Raw genomic sequence first — 22,292 nt, 5'->3', positions numbered from 1 at the left:
CCTCTGCCTCGCCAGACGCCGAGCAGACGTCCTCTTCGCCATGCTCCGCGACGGCACCTTCTATCAACCACCAACCCCGACTACCCCTTGACCAATGTCATAGGGGCACCCCCCCGTTACCTTTTTCGTGGCTCCGCAATGGGGCCTCCGGCCTTCGGGTCCGGCATGACTTCCCCCCTTGTTGTTGATGATCCGGGGGGTGGTGTCACCGGGTCCGGAGGCATCGACGGACCGCTGATGAGGGGCTTGAGCACCGGCTTCACCCAGGCCGGAAGAGCTCTCCGTAACGTGGATGTGGCAGCTCGGTGCCGAGGCGAGGCCGGACGAAAGGCGTGAGCGGAGGGGCCTGCACGTGATCGACACCGGCGACATCGACGTCTTCCTCGGCCTGGACGTCGGCAAGGGCGAACACCACGTCACCGCCGTCACCCCGGCAGGCAAGAAGGCCTTCGACAAGCGGCTGCCCAACACCGAACCCAAGCTCCGCGAGCTCTTCGCCAAGCTGAAGGCCAAGCACGGAACAGTGCTGGTCGTGGTCGACCAGCCGGCCTCGATCGGCGCCCTGCCGCTGGCGGTCGCCAGGGACATGGACTGCCCCATCGCCTACCTGCCCGGCCTGACGATGCGGAGGATCGCCGACCTTTACCCCGGCGAGTCCAAGACCGACGCGAAGGACGCATTCATCATCGCGGACGCGGCCCGCGCGATGCCCCACACGCTGCGGGCGATCGACGGCGAGGACGAGACGATCGCCGAACTGGAGATGATCGTCGGCTTCGACGACGACCTCGCAGGCGAGGCAACCCGGGCCGCGAACCGGCTCCACGGCCTGCTGACACAGATCCATCCCTCGCTGGAGCGAGTGCTGGGGCCGCGGTTGCAGCACCCAGCCGTCCTTGCCCTGCTGGAGCGGTTCGGGTCGCCGGCCCAGATCCGCAAGGCCGGCAGGCGACGGCTGATCACGTTGTTACGGCCGAAGGCTCCGAGGATGGCCGAGCGGCTGGCCGAGGACATCTTCGCCGCGTTGGACGAGCAGACCGTCATCGTTCCGGGCACCGAGGCGGCCGCGCTGATCGTCCCAAGCCTGGCCGGATCGCTTACCGCCGTCCTTGACCAGCGCAAGCTGCTGGCGGGGCGGATCGAGGAACTCCTGGAGGCCCACCCTCTTTCCAAGGTCCTGAGGTCGATTCCAGGAGTCGGCGTCAGGACCGGAGCCCGGATCCTGATCGAGGTCGGCGACGGCAGCACCTTCCCCACCGCCGGCCACCTCGCCGCCTATGCCGGTCTCGCCCCGGCAACCCGCAGCTCCGGGTCCTCGATCCGTGGCGAACAGCCTTCGCGGAGGGGAAACAAGCAGCTCAAGCGGGCCTTCTTCCTCTCCGCGTTCGCTGCCCTGGGCGACCCGGCATCGCGGGCCTACTACGACAAGAAGATCACCGGAGGGAAGCACCACACCCAGGCCCTGCTCTGCCTCGCCAGACGCAGGGCGGATGTCCTCTTCGCCATGCTCCGCGACGGCACCTTCTACGAAGCCCGGCCGGTCACGCCAGTCGGCCGAGCCTAGGAGGAAGCCCCGTCCCCGCCCGGAAGGTGGGCAGCCACGTCGTAGTTGGCGATCCGTCCCGCCAGTGCCCGCGGGCTCACACCGTGAGCATTGCCCCGGTTGGGGTCGGCACCAGCCTCCAGCAGCAACCGGATCGTCGCCCCCTCGCCCTGCGAACAGAACACCGCCCTCCACAGCGGCGTATTGCCATGGCCGTCCGCGGCGTCGACCGTCGCACCCGCGGCCAGGAGGACCTCAATAGCCGATGGCGACTGGGCCTGAGCTGCAAAATGCAGCGGCGTCCAGCCCGCGCTGTCGGCTGCCTCCGGATCGGCACCCCCGGCCAACAGCACCCGCAGGCCATCCGTGTCCCCGTCGGCAGCCGCATAGTGCACTGCCGCCCGCCCCAACCGATCACGATCCGTCATGCCGACCATCCTCACCCGGCTTGACCAAACAGATAGGGGCACCCCCCCCGGAGGGGCTTGCGCACCCCCAAGGACGTTCCTATCGTTTGGTCTCAAACGATAGCCCCGCTCCGCCCCGCAGAAAGGCTGGACCACGGGTGACCGAAGCGAGCGCAACCCCGAGGAACAAAGCCCCCCAGAAAGCCCCCCGGAATTCCCCCCACGTCGCAGAGACCATCGAATCGCTGCGCGGACAAGGAACCGACGTCGTCCGCGTCATCTATCCCGACCTCATCGGCGTCGACCGCGGTCGGGACATCCTCGTCGGACATCTGGCGAGCGCCTGCGCCCACGGGCTCTCCTTCTGCCGCGCCGTCTATCACACCAGCCCCCGGGGCGACGTCGTCCCCGTCGCGGGCGGGCTCGACGCCGGGCTTCCCGACATCTGCGTACGGCCCGATCTCGCCACCCTCCAGGCCCTGCCCTGGGAGCCCGGCGTCGCCTGGTGCCTCGGGGACACCTTCGATCCCGCCACCGGCGAACCCGCCGCCGAATCGCCACGCGCCCTGCTGCGGCGCGTACTTGAGCGCGCCGAGGAGTACGCCGACAGCGCCGTCACCCCTGTCGTCGGGCCCGAGCTGGAGTACTTCCTGTGCGAGGCCGACCCCGCCACCCCCTCCGGGTGGTCCGTCTACGGCGGCGCCACCGGCAACGTGTACAGCGCGGGCCGGCGCGGTGACCCGGACGGTCACCTGCTGCGCACCCTGCGCTCCCTGGACGGGCTCGGCATCGGCGTCATCGCGGGCAATCACGAGTTCGACGGCGGGCAGTTCGAGATCAATCTCGGCCACTCCGACGCCCTGGACGCCGCCGACCGCGCCTTCCGTTTCAAGGCCGCCGTCAAGGAGACGGCCCGCCGCGAGGGGCGGCTCGCGACCTTCATGGCCAAGCCGTTCAACGGGCTCGGCGGTTCCGGATTCCATCTGCATCTCTCGTTGGCCGACGGCTGCGGACGCAATGTGTTCGAGGACGAAGAAGCTCCCGACGGGCTCTCCGCGACCGCGCGGCACGCCGTCGCCGGGCTCCTGCGGCACGCTCCCGCGCTCAGCGCCCTGCTCAACCCGACCATCAACTCGTACAAACGCTTCGGCCCCGACACCCTCGCCCCCTGGCTGATCGACTGGGGTCTCGACAACCGCAGCGCCATGCTCCGCATACCGCCCGAGCGGGGGGAGGGGACCAGGATCGAGCTGCGGCTCGGTGACGCCTCCGCCAATCCCTATCTCGTCGTCGCCGGGACCGTCGCCGCGCTGCTTCTCGGCATCCGCGACAAGGCCGAGCCGCCGGCCCCGCTGGAGGGCTACGGCTACCAGGAGGACTCCGCGCCCCTCCTCCCCGGCACGCTCGGCGCCGCGCTCGACGCCCTGGAGGCCGACGAGGCGCTGACCGGACTCCTGGGAGCGGAGTTCACCGACGCCTTCCTCACGTACAAGCGCGACGAGATCGATCGCTTCCACCACCACGTCACCGAATGGGAGTTCACGGAGTACGCCTTCCTCCTCTGACCCCGCGCCTGATCCCGCGCCCGACCTGAGATCCGAAGGAGTACGTCCCATGAGCACGGTCACGGAGCCCCTGGCCCTGTCCGACGTCGACCTCGCCGACAACGACAAGTTCACCGACGGCACGCTGCCCTGGCGGATGTTCGACGTGCTGCGCCGGGAGGACCCCGTCCACTGGCAGCCCGAGCCGGCGCCCAACTCCGGCTTCTGGGCGGTCACCCGGCACGCGGACATCGTGCGCGTGGACCGCGACCCGGAGACCTTCACCTCGATGCGGTTCACCAATCTCGAGGAAGTCGACGAGGATCAAATCGCCCTGCGGCGTTCCCTGTTGGAGACGGACGGCATGCGCCATCGCGCGATGCGGCTGATCCTGCAGAAGCAGTTCACTCCGCGCGCCGTCGCGACGTACGAGACGTTCCTGCGCGGCCTTACCGCCCGCACGCTCGACGCGGCCCTGCCCAGAGGGACGTTCGACTTCGTGAGGGAAGTCTCCGCGGACTTTCCCATCAATGTGCTGGCCCGGATGCTCGACGTTCCGGAGGAGGACACCCAGCAGCTCATCGACTGGGGCAACCGCATCATCGGCAACACCGATCCCGACTACGCCGATGTTCTCCTGGAGAGCGCGGAGAGCGAGCAGTACCGCGATCTGCCGTTCCGCTCCCCTGCCGCGCTCGAAGTCTTCGCGTATGGACGGAAGTTGGCCGCCGTGCGGCGTGGCGGGGGTGGCAGTGATCTCGTGAGTACGCTGGTCAACAACTCGCCCAAGGACGGTGTCCCGCTCTCCGAGAGCGACTTCGACAACTACTTCCTGCTGCTCGTGGTCGCGGGCAACGAGACCACCCGGCACGCCATTTCGCACTCCATGCTCGCGTTGATCGAGCACCCGGACGAGCGCGCGAAACTGGTCGCCGATCCCTCGCTCATTCCGGGTGGCGTCGAGGAGTGTCTGCGCTGGGCCTCGCCCGTCTATCACTTCCGGCGGACGGCCACGCGTGACGTGGAGTTGGGCGGCAAGCTGATCCGGGAGGGCGACAAGGTGGTGCTGTGGTTCGCCTCGGGGAATCGTGACGCCGATGTCTTCCCCGACCCGTACCGCTTCGACGTGACGCGCGAGAACATCGACCACGTCACCTTCGGCAAGGGCAGCCCGCACTTCTGTCTGGGCAACTCCCTCGCCCGCCTGGAGATGCGGATCATGTTCGAGGAGCTGTTGCCGCGGCTCGCGGACATCCGGGTGGCCGGTGAGGTACGGCGGGTGCGGTCCAACTTCGTGAACGGGATCAAGGAGCTGCCCGTCACGGTGGGGCTGCGGTGAGGGTCAGCCGCCGGACGTGTCCAGCTCCGCGTCCTCGCTGATGCCCGCACAGTCGTAGGGGTCCTTCAGCCAGCCGTCCGGCAGGACGACGCGGTTGTTGCCCGACGTGCGGCCGCGCGGGCCGTCCGCACCCGTCGGCCAGCCCTGGTCGAGGTCCAACTCGCCCAGCCCGTCCTCCAGTTCGGCCAGGGACGAGGTGATCGCGAGGCGCTTGCGCATCTCGGAGCCGACCGAGAAGCCCTTCAGGTACCAGGCCACGTGCTTGCGGAAGTCGATGACGCCGCGTGCCTCGTCGCCGATCCACTCGCCCAGCAGCGTCGCGTGGCGGAGCATGACCTTCGAGACCTCGCGCAGATCCGGGGCCTTGGGCGCGCCCGTGCCCTCGAAGGCCGCCACCAGGTCGCCGAAGAGCCAGGGGCGGCCGAGGCAGCCGCGGCCCACGACGACGCCGTCGCAGCCGGTCTCCTTCATCATGCGGACCGCGTCGGCCGCCGACCAGATGTCGCCGTTGCCGAGCACCGGGATCTCGGGGACGTGCTCCTTGAGGCGGGCGATGGCGTCCCAGTCGGCGGTGCCGCCGTAGTGCTGGGCGGCGGTGCGGCCGTGCAGGGCGATCGCCGTGACGCCCTCCTCGACGGCGATGCGGCCCGCGTCCAGGAAGGTGATGTGCTCGTCGTTGATGCCCTTGCGCATCTTCATGGTGACGGGCAGGTCCCCGGCGCCGCTGACGGCCTCACGCAGGATCGCGCGCAGCAGGGGCCTCTTGTACGGGAGCGCGGAGCCGCCGCCCTTGCGGGTGACCTTGGGGACGGGGCAGCCGAAGTTCAGGTCGATGTGGTCGGCGAGGTCCTCCTCGGCGATCATGCGGACCGCCTTGCCGACGGTCGCGGGGTCGACGCCGTACAGCTGGATGGACCGGGGCTTCTCGGTCTCGTCGAAGTGGACCAGCTGCATGGTCTTCTCGTTGCGCTCGACCAGGGCGCGCGTCGTGATCATCTCGCTGACGAAGAGGCCCTTGCCCCCGCTGAACTCCCGGCACAGCGTCCTGAACGGCGCGTTCGTGATGCCCGCCATGGGCGCGAGCACGACGGGCGGCCGCACGGCGTGCGGGCCGATCTGAAGCTGGGGCTCCATGGCGCGGGGTTCCTCCGGGCGAGCGGTTGGGCAGGGGGCAGACCTCTTATTGTCCCTCATCCGCGCGACTGCTTGCGCGTCCGGCCTTCACCAGGCGGTACAGCTCCTCCGTGGCCGCCTGCGAGCGGGCGTCCGCCGGGACGTACGTACCCAGGCGCGGGCCCTCGGCCGGGCCGAGCCACAGCCCGTGGTACGTGAAGTGCAGCGGGCCCACGGCGGCATTGTTGAACCGTTTCGACTGGTCCACCGCCTGCATCACCTCGTGCCGCTCCCACAGCTCGCAGAATTGCGGCGAGGCCTTGCGCATCCGCCTGAGCAGCGTCTTCCACGCCGGGTCCGCCAGATGCCCGGCCATCCGCGCCCGGAAGCGCGCGACCATCCGGCGCATCGTCTCCTCGCGGTCCTCCATGGCGGCCTGCCAGGCGGGGTGCGTGAAGGTCAGCCACATGCAGTTGCGGTCCTCGGGCGGCAGCACGTCGAGGTCGGTGAGGAGCTTTCCGTACGTCGCGTTGTAGGCGAGGACGTCGTAGCGGGAGTTCTGCACGCACGCCGGGTACGGCTCCAGCTGCGTGACGATCCGCAGCAGGCCCTGCGGGACCGAGGCGATCTCGGCGGCCGGTGAGGGGTCGGCGGTGCCCGCGAGCTGGAAGAGGTGGGCGCGCTCACCGGCGTCCAGCATCAGGGCGCGGGACAGGGCGTCGAGCACCTGCGCCGACACGTGGATGGCGCGGCCCTGCTCCAGCCACGTGTACCAGGTGACGCCGACCGTGGAGAGGTGCGCGACCTCCTCGCGGCGCAGGCCCGGCGTGCGGCGGCGCGGGCCACGCGGCAGGCCGGCCTGCTCGGGGGTGATGCGTTCGCGGCGGCTGCGCAGGAAGTCGGCGAGCTCACTGCGGCGGATACGGTCGGTCTTCGCCGGCGCTGCGGTGTCCATGGGATCAGCTTGCCTGCCCGGCGACCCTGTTTCCAGGTAGTGCGGGTACCAGGATGAAGAGACTCTGGTACCAGGCTGATGGTTCGACGACCGTCGTACTCGTGAACCTCACGAACTCCACGGCCCACGTCCTCAAGCCCGCCCCCGCGGCCCCGGGCAGCCGGCCCGCCCCGGACGGCCGGTCCGCCCCGGACGCCGCTCCCGCCCTGACCCCGCAGCCGCGCCGAGCAGCCCACCCGCAGCGACATCGGCGGCACGCTGCTGCTCGCCGCGTCCCTGATCGCGCTGCTGCTGCCCCTGACCGAGGGACGGGCCGCGGGCTGGCCCCTGTGGTCGGTGCTGTCCCTGACCGCCGCACCCTTCCTGGCCTGGGCGTTCGCCCGCGTCGAACTGCGCGCCGAACGCACCGGCGGCAGCCCGCTGCTGCCCCCCTCGCTCCTTCGCGAACCCGGCGTACGCAGGGGTCTCACCATCGGTCTGCCCATCTTCACCGGCTTCGCCGGCTGGATGTTCGTGAGCGCGGTGACGCTCCAGCAGTGGCTGGGCTTCAGCCCCTTGAAGGCCGGTCTGACCCTGATCCCCATGGGCGTCGCACAGTTCGCGGCGTCGATGCTCGCCCCCCGCCTGGTGACACGGCTCGGCAGCCGGGCGTTGACGGTGTGCGCGGCGGTGCACGGAGCCGGTCTCGCGATCCTCGCGCTGACGGTGCTGTGGACGCCGTGGGCGTCCCTGAGCCCGCTCGTCCTCGCCCCCGGCCTCGCCCTGTGCGGCGTGGGCCAGGGGGTGCAGCTCGCCCTCTACTACCGCATCGTGCTCGCCGCGGTGCCCGCGTCGAAGGCGGGCGCGGGCAGCGGTCTGGCGGCGACGGTCCAGCAGTCCTGCCTCGCGTTGGGCGTCGCCACGCTCGGCTCGCTCTTCCTCGCCATGGTGCCGGGCCTGGGGATGCGGGACGCGTTCGCGGTCGTGCTCGCGGTGCAGCTGGCCGGGCTCGTCGGGCTCGCGCTGCTGAGCCTGCGGCTGCCGCGCCGGCTCGGCTGAGGGGGGCGGTGAGGGTCCGCGCGCGTACGACGCACGGCCCACGGGCGCGGCCCACAGCCCGCCGGGATACCGTCGAACTCATGCCAGCGCCAGAGCTCACGCACCGCCGACGCATGCTCGTCCTCGCGATCTGCTGCATGAGCCTGCTCATCGTCAGCCTCGACAACACCGTCCTGAACGTCGCCCTGCCGACCATGGCGCGGGAGTTCGACACCAGCATCTCGGGCATGCAGTGGACGATCGACGCCTACACCCTCGTCCTCGCCGCGCTCCTGATGCTGGCCGGATCGACGGCGGACCGCGTGGGACGGCAGAAGATCTTCAAGGTGGGCCTGGTGATCTTCACGGTCGCCTCCGTGGCCTGTTCCCTCGCGCCCAACCTCGAATCCCTGGTGGCCTTCCGCATGTTCCAGGCGGTCGGCGGCTCCATGCTCAACCCGGTCGCGATGTCGATCATCACGAACACCTTCACCGAGCCCCGCGAGCGGGCCCGCGCCATCGGGGTCTGGGGCGGGGTGGTCGGCATCTCCATGGCGGCGGGCCCGCTGGTGGGCGGCCTCCTGGTGGACACCGTCGGCTGGCGCTCCATCTTCTGGATCAACCTGCCGGTCGGCCTCGCGGCGCTGCTCCTCACCATCCGGTACGTCCCCGAGTCCCGCGCCCCCAAGCCGCGCCGCCCCGACCCCGTGGGCCAGCTCCTGGTCATGGTGCTGCTCGGCGCCCTGACGTACGCGATCATCGAGGCCCCCACGGCGGGCTGGACCTCGCCGCTGATCATCACGTTCGCGGCGACGGCACTACTGGCCTTGCTCGGCCTCCTCGCCTACGAGCCGCGCCGCGCCGACCCCCTCATCGACCTGCGCTTCTTCGGCTCGGCGCCGTTCAGCGGGGCGACGGTGATCGCCATCAGCGCCTTCGCCGCACTGGGCGGCTTCCTCTTCCTCTCCACGCTCTACCTCCAGAACGTACGCGGCCTGAACGCCCTGCACGCGGGCGTGTGGATGCTGCCGATGGCCGCGATGACGCTGATCTGCGCCCCGCTGTCGGGCCGCCTGGTCGGCAGCCGGGGCCCGCGGCTTCCGCTCCTGGTGGCGGGGGTCGCGATGACGGTTTCGGGGGTCCTGTTCGCCGCCTTCGACGCGGAGACCACGAACGCGACGCTCTTCCTCGGGTACGTCCTCTTCGGCCTGGGCTTCGGCTTCGTGAACGCCCCCATCACGAACACCGCCGTCTCCGGGATGCCCCGCTCCCAGGCGGGCGTGGCCGCGGCGGTGGCATCGACCAGCCGCCAGATCGGCCAGACCCTGGGCGTCGCGGTCATCGGCGCGGTCCTGGCATCCGGGGTGGGGAGTTCGTCGTACGCGGCCGTCTTCACGGAGGCGAGCCGCCCCGCCTGGTGGATCATCGCGGGGTGCGGCCTCGCGGTCCTGGTCCTCGGCGCCCTGACGAGCGGCAGCTGGGCGAGGGGCACGGCACGCCGGACGGCGGAACGCCTGGAGGCCATGCCCCAGGGCCCACGAGCGAACAGGACGCCCCACGCGGACCGCCGCTCGCCCCGCCCCTGAACCGAGCCCCTGAACCGAAGCCCCTGAACCGAACACGAAGCCGAACGCGCGCACCACACGCGCACTACGCTCGCGCCGTGACGGCGACTTGGAACCCCACGACACCAGGCGTACTACGCCTCCCTTCGGGCCGACTCATCCGCGGCCGAGGCCTGCGCGACCCGCTCCCGGAGGGCCCGCCCCCGGACTTCGCCCTGTACCTCCTGGGCAAGGAACCCCCCACCGTCCCCTGGGAGTCCCGCTGGCTGCGCTGGCCGGACTTCCGCCTGCCCGCTGACCGGTCCGCAACGGCTGCGGCCCTGCGCGAGGCACTGAAGCGGTCCGGGACGGAACGGGTCGAGATCGCCTGCGCGGGCGGCCAGGGCCGCACGGGCACGGCACTGGCCTGCATCGCGGTACTGGACGGCGTGCCGAGCGGCGAGGCGGTGGCGTACGTGCGGGAGCACTATGCGAGGCGGGCGGTGGAGACGCCGTGGCAGCGCAGATTCGTGAGGCGGTTCAGCTGACGCAGGAGGCGGCCGGAGGACATCGAGGCACCACCGAAGAGCCGGGCCGTTGAGTGGCGGATCCGCGGCGGATCACAGGAGCACCAGGAGTTGGCAAGTCGACGCTCCAGGCACATCTGCGGCACGGCCCCTTCACCGTCGTCGTCTTCGACGAGCTGCGGGCAACGAGATCACCTCCTCTGACGCGAGCGGCCCCAGCCGACCTACAACCGTTTTGTGGGTACGCATCGCGGGACGGACGAGGCCGCTCCGCACCGCTGAGCCTCGACAGGTGACAACTGACAGATATTGAAATCTGTCATCTGTCATGGCATGGTGAATGCATGCGTACTCTCACCCTCGGAACCACCGGCCCCCAGACCTCCGCCATCGGCCTCGGCGCCATGGGCATGTCCGCGCTGTACGGCGACGCCGACCGCACGGAGTCCATCGCGACCATTCACGCCGCCCTCGAAGCGGGCGTCACCCTCATCGACACCGGCGACTTCTACGCCATGGGTCACAACGAAATGCTGATCGGCGAAGCCCTCCGCTCCGCACCCGCCGCGCGCCGCGAACAGGCGCTCACCAGCGTCAAGTTCGGCGCCCTGCGCGACCCGGACGGCGACTGGGCGGGGTACGACGGGCGGCCCTCCGCGGTCAAGAACTTCGCCGCGTACTCGCTCCAGCGGCTCGGCGTCGACCACATCGACGTCTACCGCATCGCCCGCATCGACCCCGACGTCCCCGTCGAGGAGACCGTCGGCGCGATCGCCGAGCTGGTCGAGAAGGGGCACGTCCGGCACATCGGGCTCTCGGAGGTCGGCGCCGACACCATCCGCCGCGCCGCCGCCACCGCCCCCATCTCCGACGTACAGATCGAGTACTCGCTCATCTCCCGCGGCATCGAGGACCAGATCCTGCCGACGGTCAGTGAGCTCGGCATCGGCATCACGGCGTACGGAGTGCTCTCCCGCGGTCTGATCTCCGGCCACTTCGCCCGCGACCGCAAGCTGGCCGCGAACGACTTCCGTGCGATGAGCCCCCGCTTCCAGGGCGAGAACCTCGACCGGAACCTCGACCTCGTCGAGGCCCTTCGCAAGATCGCCGAGCAGAAGGGCGTCAGCGTGGCGCAGACCGCCATCGCCTGGGTTCTGGCCCAGGGCCCGCGGCACGACGCCTCGATCGTCCCGCTCGTCGGCGCCCGTCGCCGCGACCGCCTCTCCGAGGCGCTCGGCGCCCTCGACGTGACGCTCGATGCGTCCGACCTCGCCGCGATCGAGCAGGCGGTCCCCGCGGACGCCGCCGCGGGCGCGCGCTACCCGGAGGCACAGATGGCGCACCTCGACAGCGAGCACTGATCGCCCCCAGGTACGGTCACTGTCATGGCAACCGGCACCCTGACCCCCGAGCGCATCCTCGAAGCCACGGAGGACATGCTGCGCCGCCATGGCGCGGCGAAGGCCACCGTCGTGGACGTGGCCCGCGCGCTCGGGGTCAGCCACGGCACGGTCTACCGCCACTTCCGTACGAAGGCGGAACTGCGGGAGGCGGTCACGAAGCGGTGGCTGGACCGCACGTCACAGGCCCTGTCCGGAATCGTCACCGGCACCGAGGACCCCGAGGCGAAACTGCGCCACTGGCTGGCGGGCCTGTTCGCCGCCAAGCAGCACAAGGCGGGCGACGACCCCGAACTGTTCGCCACGTACACGGTGTTGACGGGCGAGAACAGCGGAGTGGTGGACCGCCACATCGCCGACCTGACGAGCCAACTGGCCACCATCATCCAAGAGGGCACCACCCAGGGCACTTTCACCGCCCCCGACCCCACGACCACAGCCCGCGCCGTCTTCGACGCCACCAACCGCTTCCACGACCCCGCGTACGCGGGCGAGTGGTCGAAGCCCGGCATCGAGCCCGCCTTCACGGCGGTGGTCGACCTGGTCGTACGCGGCCTGCGTCCCTAGCGGCCCCGGCCCGCAGGGCTCACGGCACCGAAGGGTCCACCGTCGCCTGATGCGCCTCGGCGAGGTGTTCTTCCGCCTTCAGCCAGGGCAGGAACTGGGCCCGTTTCCTCCAGTCGCACGTGTCGCAGCTCAACTGGCGCTGGACACCTGACTTCTGCACGTGCACCACATGCTCGCGCCCGTGCTGGTCCCATCTGCTGACCTTGCTCGTGGTCATCGAAGGCATGGCGCCAAGTGTGCAGCAGAAGCCCCCGGTTCCCTATACGGAACCGGGGGCTTCTTTCAACCTTCACTCAGCGGCGGACGCCCGAGCGGGACGCAGACGTCAGCAGCCCACCAGGCGCGAGGCGAGGTAGCCCTCGATCTGGTCGAGGGAAACCCGCTCCTGCTTCATCGAGTCACGCTCGCGCACCGTCACCGCGTTGTCGTCCAGGGTGTCGAAGTCGACCGTCACGCAGTACGGCGTGCCGATCTCGTCCTGGCGGCGGTAGCGGCGGCCGATGGCGCCCGCGTCGTCGAAGTCGATGTTCCAGTTCTGCCGCAGCGCCGTCGCCAGACCCTTGGCCTTCGGCGAGAGCTCCGGGTTGCGGGAGAGCGGCAGCACGGCGACCTTGACCGGCGCGATGCGGTGGTCGAAGCGCATGACCGTCCGCTTCTCCAGCTTGCCCTTGGCGTTGGGCGCCTCGTCCTCGATGTACGAGTCGAGGAGGAAGGCCAGCATGGTGCGGCCGACGCCCGCCGCGGGCTCGATGACGTACGGGGTCCAGCGCTCGCCGGCCTCCTGGTCGAAGTAGGACAGGTCCTGGCCCGACGCCTTGGAGTGCGCGGAGAGGTCGTAGTCCGTGCGGTTGGCGACGCCCTCGAGCTCGCCCCACTCGCTGCCGCCGAAGCGGAAGCGGTACTCGATGTCAGCGGTGCGCTTGGAGTAGTGGGAGAGCTTCTCCTTCGGGTGCTCGAACCACCGCATGTTCTCCTCGCGCAGGCCCAGGCCGGTGTACCAGTTCCAGCGCTGCTCCATCCAGTACTCCTGCCACTTCTCGTCCTCGCCCGGCTTGACGAAGAACTCCATCTCCATCTGCTCGAACTCGCGGGTGCGGAAGATGAAGTTGCCGGGCGTGATCTCGTTGCGGAAGGACTTGCCCATCTGGGCGATGCCGAACGGCGGCTTCTTGCGCGAAGTCTGCTGGACCTGGCCGAAGTTGGTGAAGATGCCCTGCGCGGTCTCGGGGCGCAGGTAGGCGACGGAGCCGCTGTCCTGCGTGGGGCCGAGGTGCGTGGAGAGCATGCCGGAGAACTGCTTGGGCTCGGTGAACTGGCCCTTGGTGCCACAGTTGGGGCAGTTGACGTCGGCCAGGGACTCCGGCGGACGGCCGTGCTTGGCCTCGTACGCCTCTTCCAGGTGGTCGGCGCGGTGGCGCTTGTGGCAGGAGAGGCACTCGGTCAACGGGTCGGAGAACGTCGCGACGTGACCCGAGGCCTGCCAGACCTCCGTGGCCAGGATCACCGACGAGTCGATACCGACGACGTCCTCACGCGAAGTGACCATGTAGCGCCACCACTGGCGCTTGAGGTTCTCCTTGAGCTCGACGCCGAGCGGCCCGTAATCCCAGGCGGCACGCTGGCCGCCGTAGATCTCACTGCACGGGTAAACAAAGCCACGGCGCTTGCTCAGGCTGACGATGCTGTCGATCTTGTCGGCGGCCACGGTGCTCTCTTCATTACGACGGTGGGCGAAGCGAATGCTTCAGGTTACCGGCGGCCTTACCCCCCTAATCAAATCGGTTCCCGGTCGACCGCACATCCGCCGCATATCGACCACGTATCCGCCGTGTGTCCCGTCGCGGATCGGACGGCTAGTTGACAATCGTTTCCAGATTTGTTGAAAATGAGTGTCATGAACGTACGTCGCCTCATACCCACCGCCGCCGTCGCCTCCGCCACGGTCCTCGGCCTCACGGCCCTCTCCGCCTGCTCCTCTTCCAGCGCCGCGGACAACGACGGCAAGCTGAACGTGGCGGCGTCGTTCTACCCCATGCAGTACCTGGCCAAGGAGATCGGCGGCGACCACGTCTCCGTCGACACCCTGACCAAGCCGGGCGTCGAGCCGCACGACCTGGAGCTCAGCCCCAGGCAGACCGCCTCGCTCGGCGAATCGGACTTCATCCTCTACCTCAAGGGCATCCAGCCCGCCGTCGACGACGCCATCGGCCAGTCCGGCGTGAAGAACACCGTGGATGCCGCCGAGCTCACCAAGCTGGAGAAGCACGGAACCGAGGTCGGCCACGACCACGGCCACGAAGGCGAAGAGCACTCAGACGAGCACTCCGACGAGGAAGAGCACGGCCACGAGGGCGAAGGCGAGGCCGGTACCGACCCGCACATCTGGCTCGACCCGGTGAAGTACGCCGAGGTCGCCAAGGGCGTCGGCAAGGCCATGGAGAAGGCCGACCCGGACCACGCGGCCGCGTACAAGAAGAACACCGAAGCCCTGGTCAAGAAGTTGGACAGCCTGAACACGAAGTTCGAGGACGGCCTGAAGAACACCAGGACCAAGACCTTCATCACCACCCACTCCGCCTTCGGCTACCTCGCCGAGCGCTACGGCCTGGAGCAGGAGGGCATCGCGGGCGTCGACCCCGAGTCGGACCCGAGCCCCGCCCGCATCAAGGAGCTCCAGGACATCGCCGAGAAGGACGACGTCTCCACGGTGTTCTTCGAGACCCTCGCCAGCGACAAGACCGCCAAGACGCTCGCGAACGACGCGAGCCTCAAGACGGACGTCCTCGATCCCCTGGAGGGAATCACGGACAAGTCCAAGGGCGATGACTATGTAGAGGTCATGGAGTCCAACCTCGCCGCGCTGCAGAAGGCCCTCGGCGCGAAGTGAACGTACGGCCGGCAGCAGCATCGGAGGCACACGCCATGGGAGCCAAGGAAGCCACGACCGGGGCAGCGGCCCCGCCCGTCATATCGGTGAGGGCGGCCGCGGCCACCCTCGGCGCGCGCCCGGTGCTGCGCGGCATCGACCTCACCGTCAGGCGCGGTGAGGTCGTCGCGCTGCTCGGCGCGAACGGCTCGGGCAAGTCCACCGCCGTCCGCTCCGTGATCGGCCAAGTCCCCCTCACCGGCGGCGACATAAGCCTCTTCGGCACCCCCCTCAAGCGCTTCCGCCAGTGGGCCCGCATCGGCTACGTACCGCAGCGCACGACGGCCGCGAGCGGCGTCCCCGCGACGATCCGCGAGGTCGTCTCGGCCGGGCGCCTCTCGCGTACGAAGCTGTCGAAGCTGGGCTGGTCGAGCAGGGCGGACCGCGCGGCGGTCGACCGGGCCATCGGGCTCGTCGGCCTCGCCGACCGCGCCAAGGACTCCGTGAGCGCCCTCTCCGGCGGCCAGCACCAGCGCGTGCTCATCGCCCGCGCGCTCGCCTCCGAGCCCGAGCTGCTGATCATGGACGAGCCGATGGCGGGCGTCGACCTGGCCAGCCAGGAGATCCTCGCGCAGACGCTGCGCGAGCAGGTCGCGGCCGGTACGACGGTGCTGCTCGTGCTGCACGAGCTCGGCGCTCTTGAGCCGCTGATCGACCGCGCGGTCGTCATGCGGGACGGCTGCGTGACGCACGACGGGCCGCCGCCCAAGGCCACCGGACAGCACGCGCTGCCCGGCCACGACCACGTACATCCGCACTCGGCCGACGAGCCGATCCGCACGGGACTGCTGAGCTGATCATGGAAATCCTCCAGACCGAATTCATGCAGCGGGCGCTGATCGCCGCCGTCCTCGTCGGCATCACGGCCCCCGCCATCGGCATCTACCTCGTCCAGCGCCGCCAGGCCCTGATGGGCGACGGCATCGGCCACATCGCGATGACGGGCGTCGGCCTCGGCTTCCTGCTCAATTCCAGCCCCGTGTGGATGGCGACGCTCATCGCCGTCGTCGGCGCGGTGACCATGGAGCTGATCAGGGCGTACGGCAAGACGCGCGGCGACATCGCGCTCGCGATGCTCTTCTACGGCGGCATGGCGGGCGGTGTCCTGCTGATCAACCTCTCGGACACCGGCTCGAACGCAAACCTCTCCTCGTACCTCTTCGGCTCGCTCTCGACGGTCTCGGACTCCGACGTCACGGCGATCTGCCTGCTGGCGGCCTTTGTGGTCCTGGTCACGGTCGGCCTGCGCAAGCAGCTGTTCGCGGTGAGCCAGGACGAGGAGTTCGCGCGGGTGACCGGGCTGCCCGTGCGCGCGCTCAACCTCCTCATCGCGGTCACGGCCGCGGTGACGGTCACCGTCGCGATGCGTGTCGTGGGCCTGCTCCTGGTGAGCGCGCTCATGGTGGTGCCGGTCGCGGCGGCCCAGCAGATCACCCGTTCGTTCAAGGTGACGTTCGTCCTGTCGGTGGTCATCGGCACCGCCGTGACGCTGTCCGGCACGGTCACGTCGTACTACCAGGACGTGCCGCCCGGAGCGACCATCGTCCTGATGGCGATCGGCGTCTTCGTCGTCCTGACGGCGCTGGCGACCCCGCTGGCCCGGCGCCGGGCGCGGGCCGCGTCCGCCGCGGAGGCGACCTGCACGGTGGACGCCGCCACGGACTCCGCGACGGGCGTTCCCGAGGCGCGGCGTCCGGCGGACGAGGTCACCGTCTGAGAGCGAGCTGGCACAATGGCCCGACGGGATATGACAGATGTGCGGGCGATCGTGCGAGTTTTCAGTTGAGGAGGCACCTGTGACAACAGCTGCGGGACCCCCGGTACGAGGCCGATCCACCCGGCAGCGCGCCGCTGTGGCGGCGGCCCTGGGCGAGGTGGACGAGTTCCGCAGTGCGCAGGACCTGCACGACATGCTCAAGCACAAGGGCGATTCGGTGGGCCTGACCACGGTCTACAGGACGCTCCAGTCCCTCGCCGACGCCGGCGAGGTCGACGTGCTCCGCACCGACGAAGGCGAGTCGGTCTACCGCCGCTGCTCCACCGGCGACCACCACCATCACCTGGTCTGCCGGGTGTGCGGCAAGGCGGTCGAGGTCGAGGGCCCGGCGGTCGAGAAGTGGGCCGAGGCGATCGCCTCGGAGCACGGGTACGTGGACGTGGCGCACACGGTCGAGATCTTCGGCACGTGCGCGGAGTGCGCGAGCAAGTAGCCATGCGTACGTGAAGGGCCCCCACCGTCAGGGCGACGGCGGGGGCCCTTCACGTATTCCGTATGTGCGTGACTAACTGTCGGCGATCTGCTGCTCGTTCGGGATCGCCCCGCCGAAGCGGCGGTCGCGCGAGGCGTATTCGAGGCAGGCGCGCCACAGGTCGCGGCGGTCGAAGTCCGGCCACAGCACGTCCTGGAAGACCATCTCGGCGTAAGCGCTCTGCCAGAGGAGGTAGTTGGAGGTGCGCTGCTCGCCGCTGGGGCGCAGGAAGAGGTCGACGTCCGGCATGTCCGGGTAGTACAGGTACTTCGCGAAGGTCTTCTCGCTGACCTTCGAGGGGTCGAGCCGCCCCGCCTTCACGTCCTCGGCGAGGGCCTGCGCGGCGTCCGCGATCTCGGCCCGGCCGCCGTAGTTCATGCAGAAGTACAGGGTGAGCTTGTCGTTGCCCTTGGTCTGCTCCTGGGAGATCTCCAGCTCCTTGGCGACCGACTTCCACAGCTTGGGCATCCGGCCCACCCAGCGCACCCGGATACCGAGTTCGTCCAGCTGGTCGCGGGTCTTGCGGATGAAGTCGCGGTTGAAGTTCATCAGGAACTTCACCTCGTCCGGGGAACGCTTCCAGTTCTCGGTGGAGAAGGCGTAGAGCGAGATCGCCCCGACGCCCATCTCGATGCCGCCCTGCAGCACGTCCAGGACGCGCTCGGCGCCGACCTTGTGCCCCTCGGTGCGCGGCAGACCGCGGTCCTTCGCCCAGCGCCCGTTGCCGTCCATGACGATCGCCACGTGCTTGGGCACCAGCTCGCCGGGGATCTTCGGCGGTGTGGCGCCCGAGGGGTGCGGCTCGGGGGTCTTGTACTCACGGCGGGACCGTCCGAGGATTCCGCGACGTGCCATGGGGGGCTCTCTCCTACCTAGCTGACGTGTGGTGCTGACGTACTGACGTACTGACCGTGCTTACGTGGTTTTCTCGACGTACCGCAACGAGCGGAGCCCGCGCTCCAAGTGCCAGTGCAGATAGGCGGAGACGAGACCGCTGCCCTCCCTGACGTGCCGCGCCTCGCACGCGTCCGCCGTCTCCCAGTCCCCGGTGAGCAGCGCACCGAGCAGGCCCAGGGCTTCCAAGGAGGGTACGACGCTGCCGGGCACCCGGCAGTCGACGCAGACGGAGCCGCCGGCGGCCACGGAGAAGAACCGGTTGGGGCCGGGCATTCCGCATTTGGCGCAGGAGCTGAAGCTGGGTGCGTAGCCGTTCACGGCGAGGGAGCGGAGAAGGAACGCGTCGAGGATGAGATGCGGCTCGTGCTCGCCGTTGGCGAGGGTCCGCAGCCCGCCCACGAGCAGCAGATACTGCTGCACGGCGGGTTCGCCCTCATGGTCGGTGAACCGCTCGGCGGTCTCCAGCATGGCCGTGCCGGCGGTGTAGCGGGCGTAGTCCGTGACGATCCCGCCACCGTACGGAGCGATGGTCTCACTCTGCGTGCACAACGGAAGCCCGCGCCCGATGAGTTCGCTGCCGCGCGCGAAGAACTGCACGTCGACGTGGGAGAAGGGTTCGAGCCGCGCCCCGAACTTGGACTTGGTGCGCCGCACGCCGCGGGCGACGGCGCGCACCCGGCCGTGGCTGCGGGTGAGCAGCGTGATGATGCGGTCCGCCTCACCCAGCTTCTGGGTGCGCAGCACGACGCCATCGTCACGGAACAGACTCATGGACCCATTCTCGCGTACGGGGCCGACAGCCGTGGCCGGGGTGGCTCCGACCCTCTGCAACCCTCCGCCGCCGACCCCTGGCCATATGACTCAGACCTGACAAAATGCCCGCATGAAGAGTGAGCTGTTCTCCACAGAGCACATGGCGCAGCAGTCCGTCGTCCCCGGGATGACCCTGCAGAACGCCAAGTCCATCAAGTACGCGGTCAACGGCGAGATGCACGCGCGGCAGGGCTCGATGATCGCCTACCGCGGTGACCTGCAGTTCGAGCGCAAGGGCCAGGGCGTGGGCGGCATGCTCAAGCGGGCGATGACCGGTGAGGGTCTCCCGCTGATGGCGGTGCGCGGCCACGGAGAGGCCTGGTTCGCGAACGAGGCGCAGAACTGCTTCATCGTCGACATAGAGCCGGGTGACGTCCTGACCGTCAACGGCCGCAACGTCCTGTGCTTCGACGCGACGCTGTCGTACGAGATCAAGACGGTGAAGGGCGCCGGCATCACCGGCGGCGGCCTCTTCAACAGCGTCTTCACGGGAGCCGGGCAGCTCGGCCTGGTCTGCGAGGGCAACCCGCTGGTGATCCCGGTGACGCCCCAGCAGCCGGTGTACGTGGACACGGACGCGGTGGTGGGCTGGACCGCGAACCTGGACACCACGCTGCACCGATCGCAGTCCATCGGCTCGATGATCAGGGGCGGTTCCGGCGAGGCGGTGCAGCTGATGCTGCGGGGCGAGGGGTACGTCATCGTGCGGCCGAGCGAGGCGACTCCGCAGAAGCCGCAGCAGCACTAGCCCTCTCTAGCGGGCGGGGCGGGGCCGGTCGGGGTGGCCGATGGCTTCCCAGGGGGCGAGGTTCCACGGGCTCGTGCGGTTCGCCGGGTCCAGGAGCGCCTGCAGGTGGGCGTCGGAGGCGGCCTGGGGCGCGGGGAAGCTCTCGTCCCGCGTGCCCCTGAGGCTCTCCTGCCAGACCTGCCTGCCGAGGAGGTAGTGGTCGGCGTACTCCTTCCAGGAGGCGTACGTCCCCGCGACCCTCGGCACGATGTTCTTGAGCCGGTTCCAGGTGTCGACCTCGCTCAGCATCCCGCAGGCGAAGCCGCGCCGTGCGATGTCCACGTAGAGCGCGATGTCCCAGGCCAGGGGTGCGACGCCGGTGCGCCGCTGGGCCATGGCGCGGTAGCCGGTGTTCGCGAGACCGCCCAGGCGCCCGAGCAGCTGCTCGGGCGCGGTGATCTCCCACTGCTCGGCCAGCCACTTCTCGGCCTTGGCGTCGTCGACGCGGGTGAATGGATACAGCGTCGTCCGGGATGCGTCCTTGTCCCGGCTCACCGGTGCGCCCAGCGACACCATCCACAGCTGGTGCACGGTGAGCGGCGTCGGGTACCTGGACTCGACCTTCGGCTTGCTCCACTTCCATATGGCCATGCGCCCGCACCATACGTCACGGGACTTCGCCTACGTCACGGTGCTTCTCCTACGTCACGGGACCTCGCCCCGGCTCCGTGCGTTCGCATAGGCGGTGGCGGCGCGCAGCCGCTCCGAGTCGGTGGCGGTTCTGAGCGCGTCGGGCGCGCAGTCCCACTCCCGTCCGCCGCCGAAGGGGCGGAGCTGGATGTAGGGCCCTTCGTGGCCCATGACCCTGCCGACCTGGCCGGTGCTGGTGTCGACGGCGTAGGCGCCGATGGGCAGGTAGAGGTTCACTTCGGGCCCTCGCCTTCGCCCGCGCCGCGTGGCAGTGGCGCGTGCCCCAATTCAATGTGCGGACAGGGGGCCTGGCGGGACCAGGATGTGGGGTCGATCCGCAATGACGGAAGAATAATTCCGGCCCGTGCGAGCGCGGCACGCAATTCCTTCACGGTCTCCTCCGCTTCTTCGACGCATTGCGTCGAGTGCACCTTGCTAACAGCCATGACGTGGCTCCCCTTTCCCATCGGATTTCACGCTTCGTGTCTCGATGGTGACGCGTCCGGCCTACACTCGACAGGAGTCTGTGCTCTACAACTGCTGCGCAGCGGAGGGTGGTTGGCCATGGCCAATGGTTCGCGACAGGCCGCGTGGGAGTTCTTCGGGGCAGAGCTGAAGCGGCGGCGCGAGGACGCGGGGCTCACGCAGTCCGCGCTGGGGCTTCAGGTTTTCGTGTCCGGCGCGTACATCGGCCAATTCGAACAGGCCATTCGCAAGCCGCAGTTGGATGTTGCGCAGCGGATCGATGAGGTGCTGCAATCGGACGGTATTTTCGAGCGGATGTGCCGCAAGCTGATTAAGGATCAGCCGTATACGGGCTATTTTGCGCACGCCGCAGAGCTGGAGCGGCTGGCGACCAAGCTCTGCGAGTTCGAACCGGCACTGATCCCAGGGCTCCTACAGACACCCGAGTACGCACGCGCCCTCTTCGTGGCAAGCAACCCGCTGGCCACGGAGGAGTACGTCCAAGAGTTGCTGCGGGCACGGATGGATCGCGCCGAGGTCCTCAAGGGAACTGCACGGCCCGTGTATTGGGCGATCGTCCATGAGGCCGTCCTGCGCACCCCCGTCGGCGGGGCAGCAACTATGGCGGGGCAACTGGACCTTCTTGCGTCGATGATGCGGGAGCGCAAGGTACTAGTGCAGGTGATCCGGTTCGCTGCGGGTGCGTACCCAAAGATGGGCAAGATGATGAAGCTCATGGAGTTCGAGGATGCGCCGCCAACTGTCTATACAGAGGGCGTGAATTCGGGAAATCTGCTGGACGATCCAGCTGTGGTGAAGCACGTGCAGGCGGCTTACGATCTGCTCAGGGCCGTCTCAGAGTCGCCGAAGGCGTCCCTGGCCCTGATCGAATCGGTGGCGGAGGACTACAGACGATGCGCGAGTACGACCTGAGCAACGCCCGCTGGCGCAAGAGCACGTACAGCAGCGGCGACAGCGACAACTGCGTCGAGGTCGCCGACGGAGTCCCCGGCATCGTCCCGGTACGGGACAGCAAGAACCCCGAGGGCCCAGCCCTGTTGCTCGGCGCCGAAGCCTGGTCCGCGTTTGTCCTGGACGTCCGCACAGTCAGCTGACGCCCGAGGCGGGGGCTTCGGTGGGCCTGCGGCACTTCGGTACCGGGGCCGCCCGGTTGTCCCGAGGTTGGCGGTTCCGGGCCGGGAGTCAAGGGCGCTCCTACCGTCGCGTCGGCTTCGCCGATTGCGCTGCGCTCCACCCTTGACACCCGTCCCTCCACCGCGCGAGGGAAGACGACCGGACGGCCCGAGGGGCGGGACTCTCGACCACTCCCGCAGGGCCGTGGGGTTTCACTGCCGGGTGCGGACCGGTACGTCGCAGGGCACCCCGAGGGATGAGGGATGCGCGATCCGCCCGGGACCCAGTCCCGGCTTCGTCAAGCGCCTACCGGCCGGACCACGCGGTGTGGCGCACCTACTTTGCAAAGTTGTGTTCTGACAGAAGGGGGGCGCACGCGTTGCCGGATGCGCCTTCTCGGAAATAGGTGCCGGACCCCCGCTTAACAAGTGCCCG

General features: G+C 69.3%; 25 protein-coding genes. 15 read left to right on the top strand and 10 right to left on the bottom strand.

What is annotated here, in order from left to right:
- The first annotated feature begins 352 nt into the window (after positions 1-352).
- Positions 353-1,564 (top strand): IS110 family transposase, encoded by a 1,212-nt coding sequence (locus ACIGXX_RS20945; RefSeq protein ID WP_399977577.1) that lies wholly within the window; start codon positions 353-355, stop codon positions 1,562-1,564.
- Here the strand turns inward: ACIGXX_RS20945 and ACIGXX_RS20940 are convergent.
- Entirely contained in the window at positions 1,561-1,971 is a 411-nt protein-coding gene (locus ACIGXX_RS20940; RefSeq protein WP_399977574.1) for an ankyrin repeat domain-containing protein, read from the bottom strand. The two genes, ACIGXX_RS20945 and ACIGXX_RS20940, sit on opposite strands and share 4 nt — an antisense overlap.
- 215 nt (positions 1,972-2,186) lie before the next feature.
- On the opposite strand from ACIGXX_RS20940, the gene ACIGXX_RS20935 reads away from it, so the two are divergent.
- Positions 2,187-3,515 (top strand): glutamine synthetase family protein, encoded by a 1,329-nt coding sequence (locus ACIGXX_RS20935; protein WP_399977623.1) that lies wholly within the window; start codon positions 2,187-2,189, stop codon positions 3,513-3,515.
- Between the two features lie 49 nt (positions 3,516-3,564).
- Positions 3,565-4,833 (top strand): cytochrome P450, encoded by a 1,269-nt coding sequence (locus tag ACIGXX_RS20930; protein ID WP_361462480.1) that lies wholly within the window; start codon positions 3,565-3,567, stop codon positions 4,831-4,833.
- Positions 4,834-4,836: 3 nt separating this feature from the next.
- Here ACIGXX_RS20930 and dusB read toward each other — a convergent pair whose 3' ends face one another.
- Positions 4,837-5,967, bottom strand: a complete 1,131-nt coding sequence (gene dusB, locus ACIGXX_RS20925) for a tRNA dihydrouridine synthase DusB (RefSeq protein WP_351160279.1) — start codon at positions 5,965-5,967, stop codon at positions 4,837-4,839.
- Positions 5,968-6,013: 46 nt separating this feature from the next.
- Positions 6,014-6,901 (bottom strand): helix-turn-helix transcriptional regulator, encoded by an 888-nt coding sequence (locus ACIGXX_RS20920; RefSeq protein WP_351160281.1) that lies wholly within the window; start codon positions 6,899-6,901, stop codon positions 6,014-6,016.
- A gap of 246 nt (positions 6,902-7,147) precedes the next feature.
- On the opposite strand from ACIGXX_RS20920, the gene ACIGXX_RS20915 reads away from it, so the two are divergent.
- The 5 genes from ACIGXX_RS20915 (at position 7,148) to ACIGXX_RS20895 (ending at position 11,956) form a co-directional block, all read left to right on the top strand.
- Complete coding sequence (locus tag ACIGXX_RS20915; RefSeq protein WP_399977620.1) at positions 7,148-7,939, top strand: MFS transporter; 792 nt, start codon at positions 7,148-7,150, stop codon at positions 7,937-7,939.
- Positions 7,940-8,019: 80 nt separating this feature from the next.
- Entirely contained in the window at positions 8,020-9,504 is a 1,485-nt protein-coding gene (locus tag ACIGXX_RS20910) for an MFS transporter (RefSeq protein WP_366462032.1), read from the top strand.
- Positions 9,505-9,581: 77 nt separating this feature from the next.
- Positions 9,582-10,010, top strand: coding sequence for a protein-tyrosine phosphatase family protein (locus ACIGXX_RS20905; RefSeq protein WP_351160290.1), 429 nt, complete (start codon positions 9,582-9,584; stop codon positions 10,008-10,010).
- Positions 10,011-10,333: 323 nt separating this feature from the next.
- A complete protein-coding gene (locus ACIGXX_RS20900) occupies positions 10,334-11,350 on the top strand; it encodes an aldo/keto reductase (protein ID WP_399977568.1) in 1,017 nt (338 codons plus the stop codon).
- Positions 11,351-11,374: 24 nt separating this feature from the next.
- Positions 11,375-11,956: a TetR family transcriptional regulator gene (locus ACIGXX_RS20895; protein ID WP_351160295.1), complete on the top strand. Its 582-nt coding sequence runs from the start codon at positions 11,375-11,377 to the stop codon at positions 11,954-11,956.
- A gap of 19 nt (positions 11,957-11,975) precedes the next feature.
- Here ACIGXX_RS20895 and ACIGXX_RS20890 read toward each other — a convergent pair whose 3' ends face one another.
- Together ACIGXX_RS20890 and ACIGXX_RS20885 are read right to left on the bottom strand one after the other, a co-directional pair.
- Positions 11,976-12,182, bottom strand: coding sequence for a hypothetical protein (locus ACIGXX_RS20890; RefSeq protein ID WP_351160298.1), 207 nt, complete (start codon positions 12,180-12,182; stop codon positions 11,976-11,978).
- 99 nt (positions 12,183-12,281) lie between these two features.
- The gene (locus ACIGXX_RS20885; RefSeq protein WP_351160301.1) at positions 12,282-13,661 is read right to left on the bottom strand and encodes a glycine--tRNA ligase; all 1,380 of its coding nucleotides are present in this window, start codon (positions 13,659-13,661) and stop codon (positions 12,282-12,284) included.
- A gap of 189 nt (positions 13,662-13,850) precedes the next feature.
- Here ACIGXX_RS20885 and ACIGXX_RS20880 point away from each other — a divergent pair, with 189 nt between their 5' ends.
- The 4 genes from ACIGXX_RS20880 to ACIGXX_RS20865 are packed head-to-tail and all read left to right on the top strand — an operon-like array spanning position 13,851 to position 17,092.
- A complete protein-coding gene (locus ACIGXX_RS20880) occupies positions 13,851-14,843 on the top strand; it encodes a metal ABC transporter substrate-binding protein (protein WP_399977563.1) in 993 nt (330 codons plus the stop codon).
- 35 nt (positions 14,844-14,878) lie between these two features.
- Positions 14,879-15,679 (top strand): metal ABC transporter ATP-binding protein, encoded by an 801-nt coding sequence (locus tag ACIGXX_RS20875; RefSeq protein ID WP_399977559.1) that lies wholly within the window; start codon positions 14,879-14,881, stop codon positions 15,677-15,679.
- Between the two features lie 2 nt (positions 15,680-15,681).
- Positions 15,682-16,599 (top strand): metal ABC transporter permease, encoded by a 918-nt coding sequence (locus tag ACIGXX_RS20870; protein ID WP_351160308.1) that lies wholly within the window; start codon positions 15,682-15,684, stop codon positions 16,597-16,599.
- A 37-nt stretch (positions 16,600-16,636) separates the two neighbouring features.
- Positions 16,637-17,092 (top strand): transcriptional repressor, encoded by a 456-nt coding sequence (locus ACIGXX_RS20865; protein WP_351160311.1) that lies wholly within the window; start codon positions 16,637-16,639, stop codon positions 17,090-17,092.
- A 72-nt stretch (positions 17,093-17,164) separates the two neighbouring features.
- Here ACIGXX_RS20865 and ACIGXX_RS20860 read toward each other — a convergent pair whose 3' ends face one another.
- The gene (locus ACIGXX_RS20860; protein WP_351160314.1) at positions 17,165-17,986 is read right to left on the bottom strand and encodes an isoprenyl transferase; all 822 of its coding nucleotides are present in this window, start codon (positions 17,984-17,986) and stop codon (positions 17,165-17,167) included.
- Positions 17,987-18,046: 60 nt separating this feature from the next.
- Positions 18,047-18,799 (bottom strand): DNA repair protein RecO, encoded by a 753-nt coding sequence (recO, locus tag ACIGXX_RS20855; protein ID WP_351160317.1) that lies wholly within the window; start codon positions 18,797-18,799, stop codon positions 18,047-18,049.
- Positions 18,800-18,911: 112 nt separating this feature from the next.
- Between recO and ACIGXX_RS20850 the strand changes: the two genes are divergently transcribed.
- Positions 18,912-19,589 (top strand): AIM24 family protein, encoded by a 678-nt coding sequence (locus ACIGXX_RS20850; protein WP_399977553.1) that lies wholly within the window; start codon positions 18,912-18,914, stop codon positions 19,587-19,589.
- 6 nt (positions 19,590-19,595) lie between these two features.
- Here ACIGXX_RS20850 and ACIGXX_RS20845 read toward each other — a convergent pair whose 3' ends face one another.
- Genes ACIGXX_RS20845 through ACIGXX_RS20835 form a run of 3 tightly spaced genes read right to left on the bottom strand, consistent with a single transcriptional unit; the run spans position 19,596 to position 20,704 of the window.
- The gene (locus tag ACIGXX_RS20845; RefSeq protein WP_383818800.1) at positions 19,596-20,219 is read right to left on the bottom strand and encodes a DUF1266 domain-containing protein; all 624 of its coding nucleotides are present in this window, start codon (positions 20,217-20,219) and stop codon (positions 19,596-19,598) included.
- 54 nt (positions 20,220-20,273) lie between these two features.
- Positions 20,274-20,495: a hypothetical protein gene (locus ACIGXX_RS20840; protein WP_351160741.1), complete on the bottom strand. Its 222-nt coding sequence runs from the start codon at positions 20,493-20,495 to the stop codon at positions 20,274-20,276.
- Positions 20,492-20,704 (bottom strand): hypothetical protein, encoded by a 213-nt coding sequence (locus ACIGXX_RS20835; RefSeq protein ID WP_399977550.1) that lies wholly within the window; start codon positions 20,702-20,704, stop codon positions 20,492-20,494. The genes ACIGXX_RS20840 and ACIGXX_RS20835 overlap by 4 nt, the downstream gene beginning before the upstream one ends.
- A 118-nt stretch (positions 20,705-20,822) precedes the next feature.
- On the opposite strand from ACIGXX_RS20835, the gene ACIGXX_RS20830 reads away from it, so the two are divergent.
- Together ACIGXX_RS20830 and ACIGXX_RS20825 are read left to right on the top strand one after the other, a co-directional pair.
- On the top strand, positions 20,823-21,656 hold the full coding sequence (locus tag ACIGXX_RS20830) for a Scr1 family TA system antitoxin-like transcriptional regulator (protein ID WP_399977547.1): 834 nt from the start codon (positions 20,823-20,825) through the stop codon (positions 21,654-21,656).
- Positions 21,638-21,838, top strand: coding sequence for a DUF397 domain-containing protein (locus ACIGXX_RS20825; RefSeq protein WP_399977544.1), 201 nt, complete (start codon positions 21,638-21,640; stop codon positions 21,836-21,838). The genes ACIGXX_RS20830 and ACIGXX_RS20825 overlap by 19 nt, the downstream gene beginning before the upstream one ends.
- The last annotated feature ends 454 nt before the right edge of the window (positions 21,839-22,292 follow it).

It is taken from the genome of Streptomyces sp. NPDC055243 (genome assembly GCF_044544025.1).
Lineage (GTDB): Bacteria > Actinomycetota > Actinomycetes > Streptomycetales > Streptomycetaceae > Streptomyces.
Note: the sequence above shows the minus strand (reverse complement) of the source record. Positions and strands in the feature narration are given on the sequence as shown.

Coding starts and splice junctions, on each gene's coding strand:
- ACIGXX_RS20930 (WP_361462480.1), top strand. CDS start 3,565: ATGAGCACGGTCACGGAGCCCCTGGCCCTGTCCGACGTCGACCTCGCC.
- ACIGXX_RS20865 (WP_351160311.1), top strand. CDS start 16,637: ATGTGCGGGCGATCGTGCGAGTTTTCAGTTGAGGAGGCACCTGTGACA.
- ACIGXX_RS20825 (WP_399977544.1), top strand. CDS start 21,638: ATGCGCGAGTACGACCTGAGCAACGCCCGCTGGCGCAAGAGCACGTAC.
- recO (WP_351160317.1), bottom strand. CDS start 18,799: ATGAGTCTGTTCCGTGACGATGGCGTCGTGCTGCGCACCCAGAAGCTG.
- ACIGXX_RS20875 (WP_399977559.1), top strand. CDS start 14,879: ATGGGAGCCAAGGAAGCCACGACCGGGGCAGCGGCCCCGCCCGTCATA.
- ACIGXX_RS20890 (WP_351160298.1), bottom strand. CDS start 12,182: ATGCCTTCGATGACCACGAGCAAGGTCAGCAGATGGGACCAGCACGGG.
- ACIGXX_RS20870 (WP_351160308.1), top strand. CDS start 15,682: ATGGAAATCCTCCAGACCGAATTCATGCAGCGGGCGCTGATCGCCGCC.
- ACIGXX_RS20860 (WP_351160314.1), bottom strand. CDS start 17,986: ATGGCACGTCGCGGAATCCTCGGACGGTCCCGCCGTGAGTACAAGACC.
- ACIGXX_RS20850 (WP_399977553.1), top strand. CDS start 18,912: ATGAAGAGTGAGCTGTTCTCCACAGAGCACATGGCGCAGCAGTCCGTC.
- ACIGXX_RS20900 (WP_399977568.1), top strand. CDS start 10,334: ATGCGTACTCTCACCCTCGGAACCACCGGCCCCCAGACCTCCGCCATC.
- ACIGXX_RS20845 (WP_383818800.1), bottom strand. CDS start 20,219: ATGGCCATATGGAAGTGGAGCAAGCCGAAGGTCGAGTCCAGGTACCCG.
- ACIGXX_RS20895 (WP_351160295.1), top strand. CDS start 11,375: ATGGCAACCGGCACCCTGACCCCCGAGCGCATCCTCGAAGCCACGGAG.
- ACIGXX_RS20835 (WP_399977550.1), bottom strand. CDS start 20,704: ATGGCTGTTAGCAAGGTGCACTCGACGCAATGCGTCGAAGAAGCGGAG.
- ACIGXX_RS20920 (WP_351160281.1), bottom strand. CDS start 6,901: ATGGACACCGCAGCGCCGGCGAAGACCGACCGTATCCGCCGCAGTGAG.
- dusB (WP_351160279.1), bottom strand. CDS start 5,967: ATGGAGCCCCAGCTTCAGATCGGCCCGCACGCCGTGCGGCCGCCCGTC.
- ACIGXX_RS20910 (WP_366462032.1), top strand. CDS start 8,020: ATGCCAGCGCCAGAGCTCACGCACCGCCGACGCATGCTCGTCCTCGCG.
- ACIGXX_RS20880 (WP_399977563.1), top strand. CDS start 13,851: ATGAACGTACGTCGCCTCATACCCACCGCCGCCGTCGCCTCCGCCACG.
- ACIGXX_RS20940 (WP_399977574.1), bottom strand. CDS start 1,971: ATGACGGATCGTGATCGGTTGGGGCGGGCGGCAGTGCACTATGCGGCT.
- ACIGXX_RS20830 (WP_399977547.1), top strand. CDS start 20,823: ATGGCCAATGGTTCGCGACAGGCCGCGTGGGAGTTCTTCGGGGCAGAG.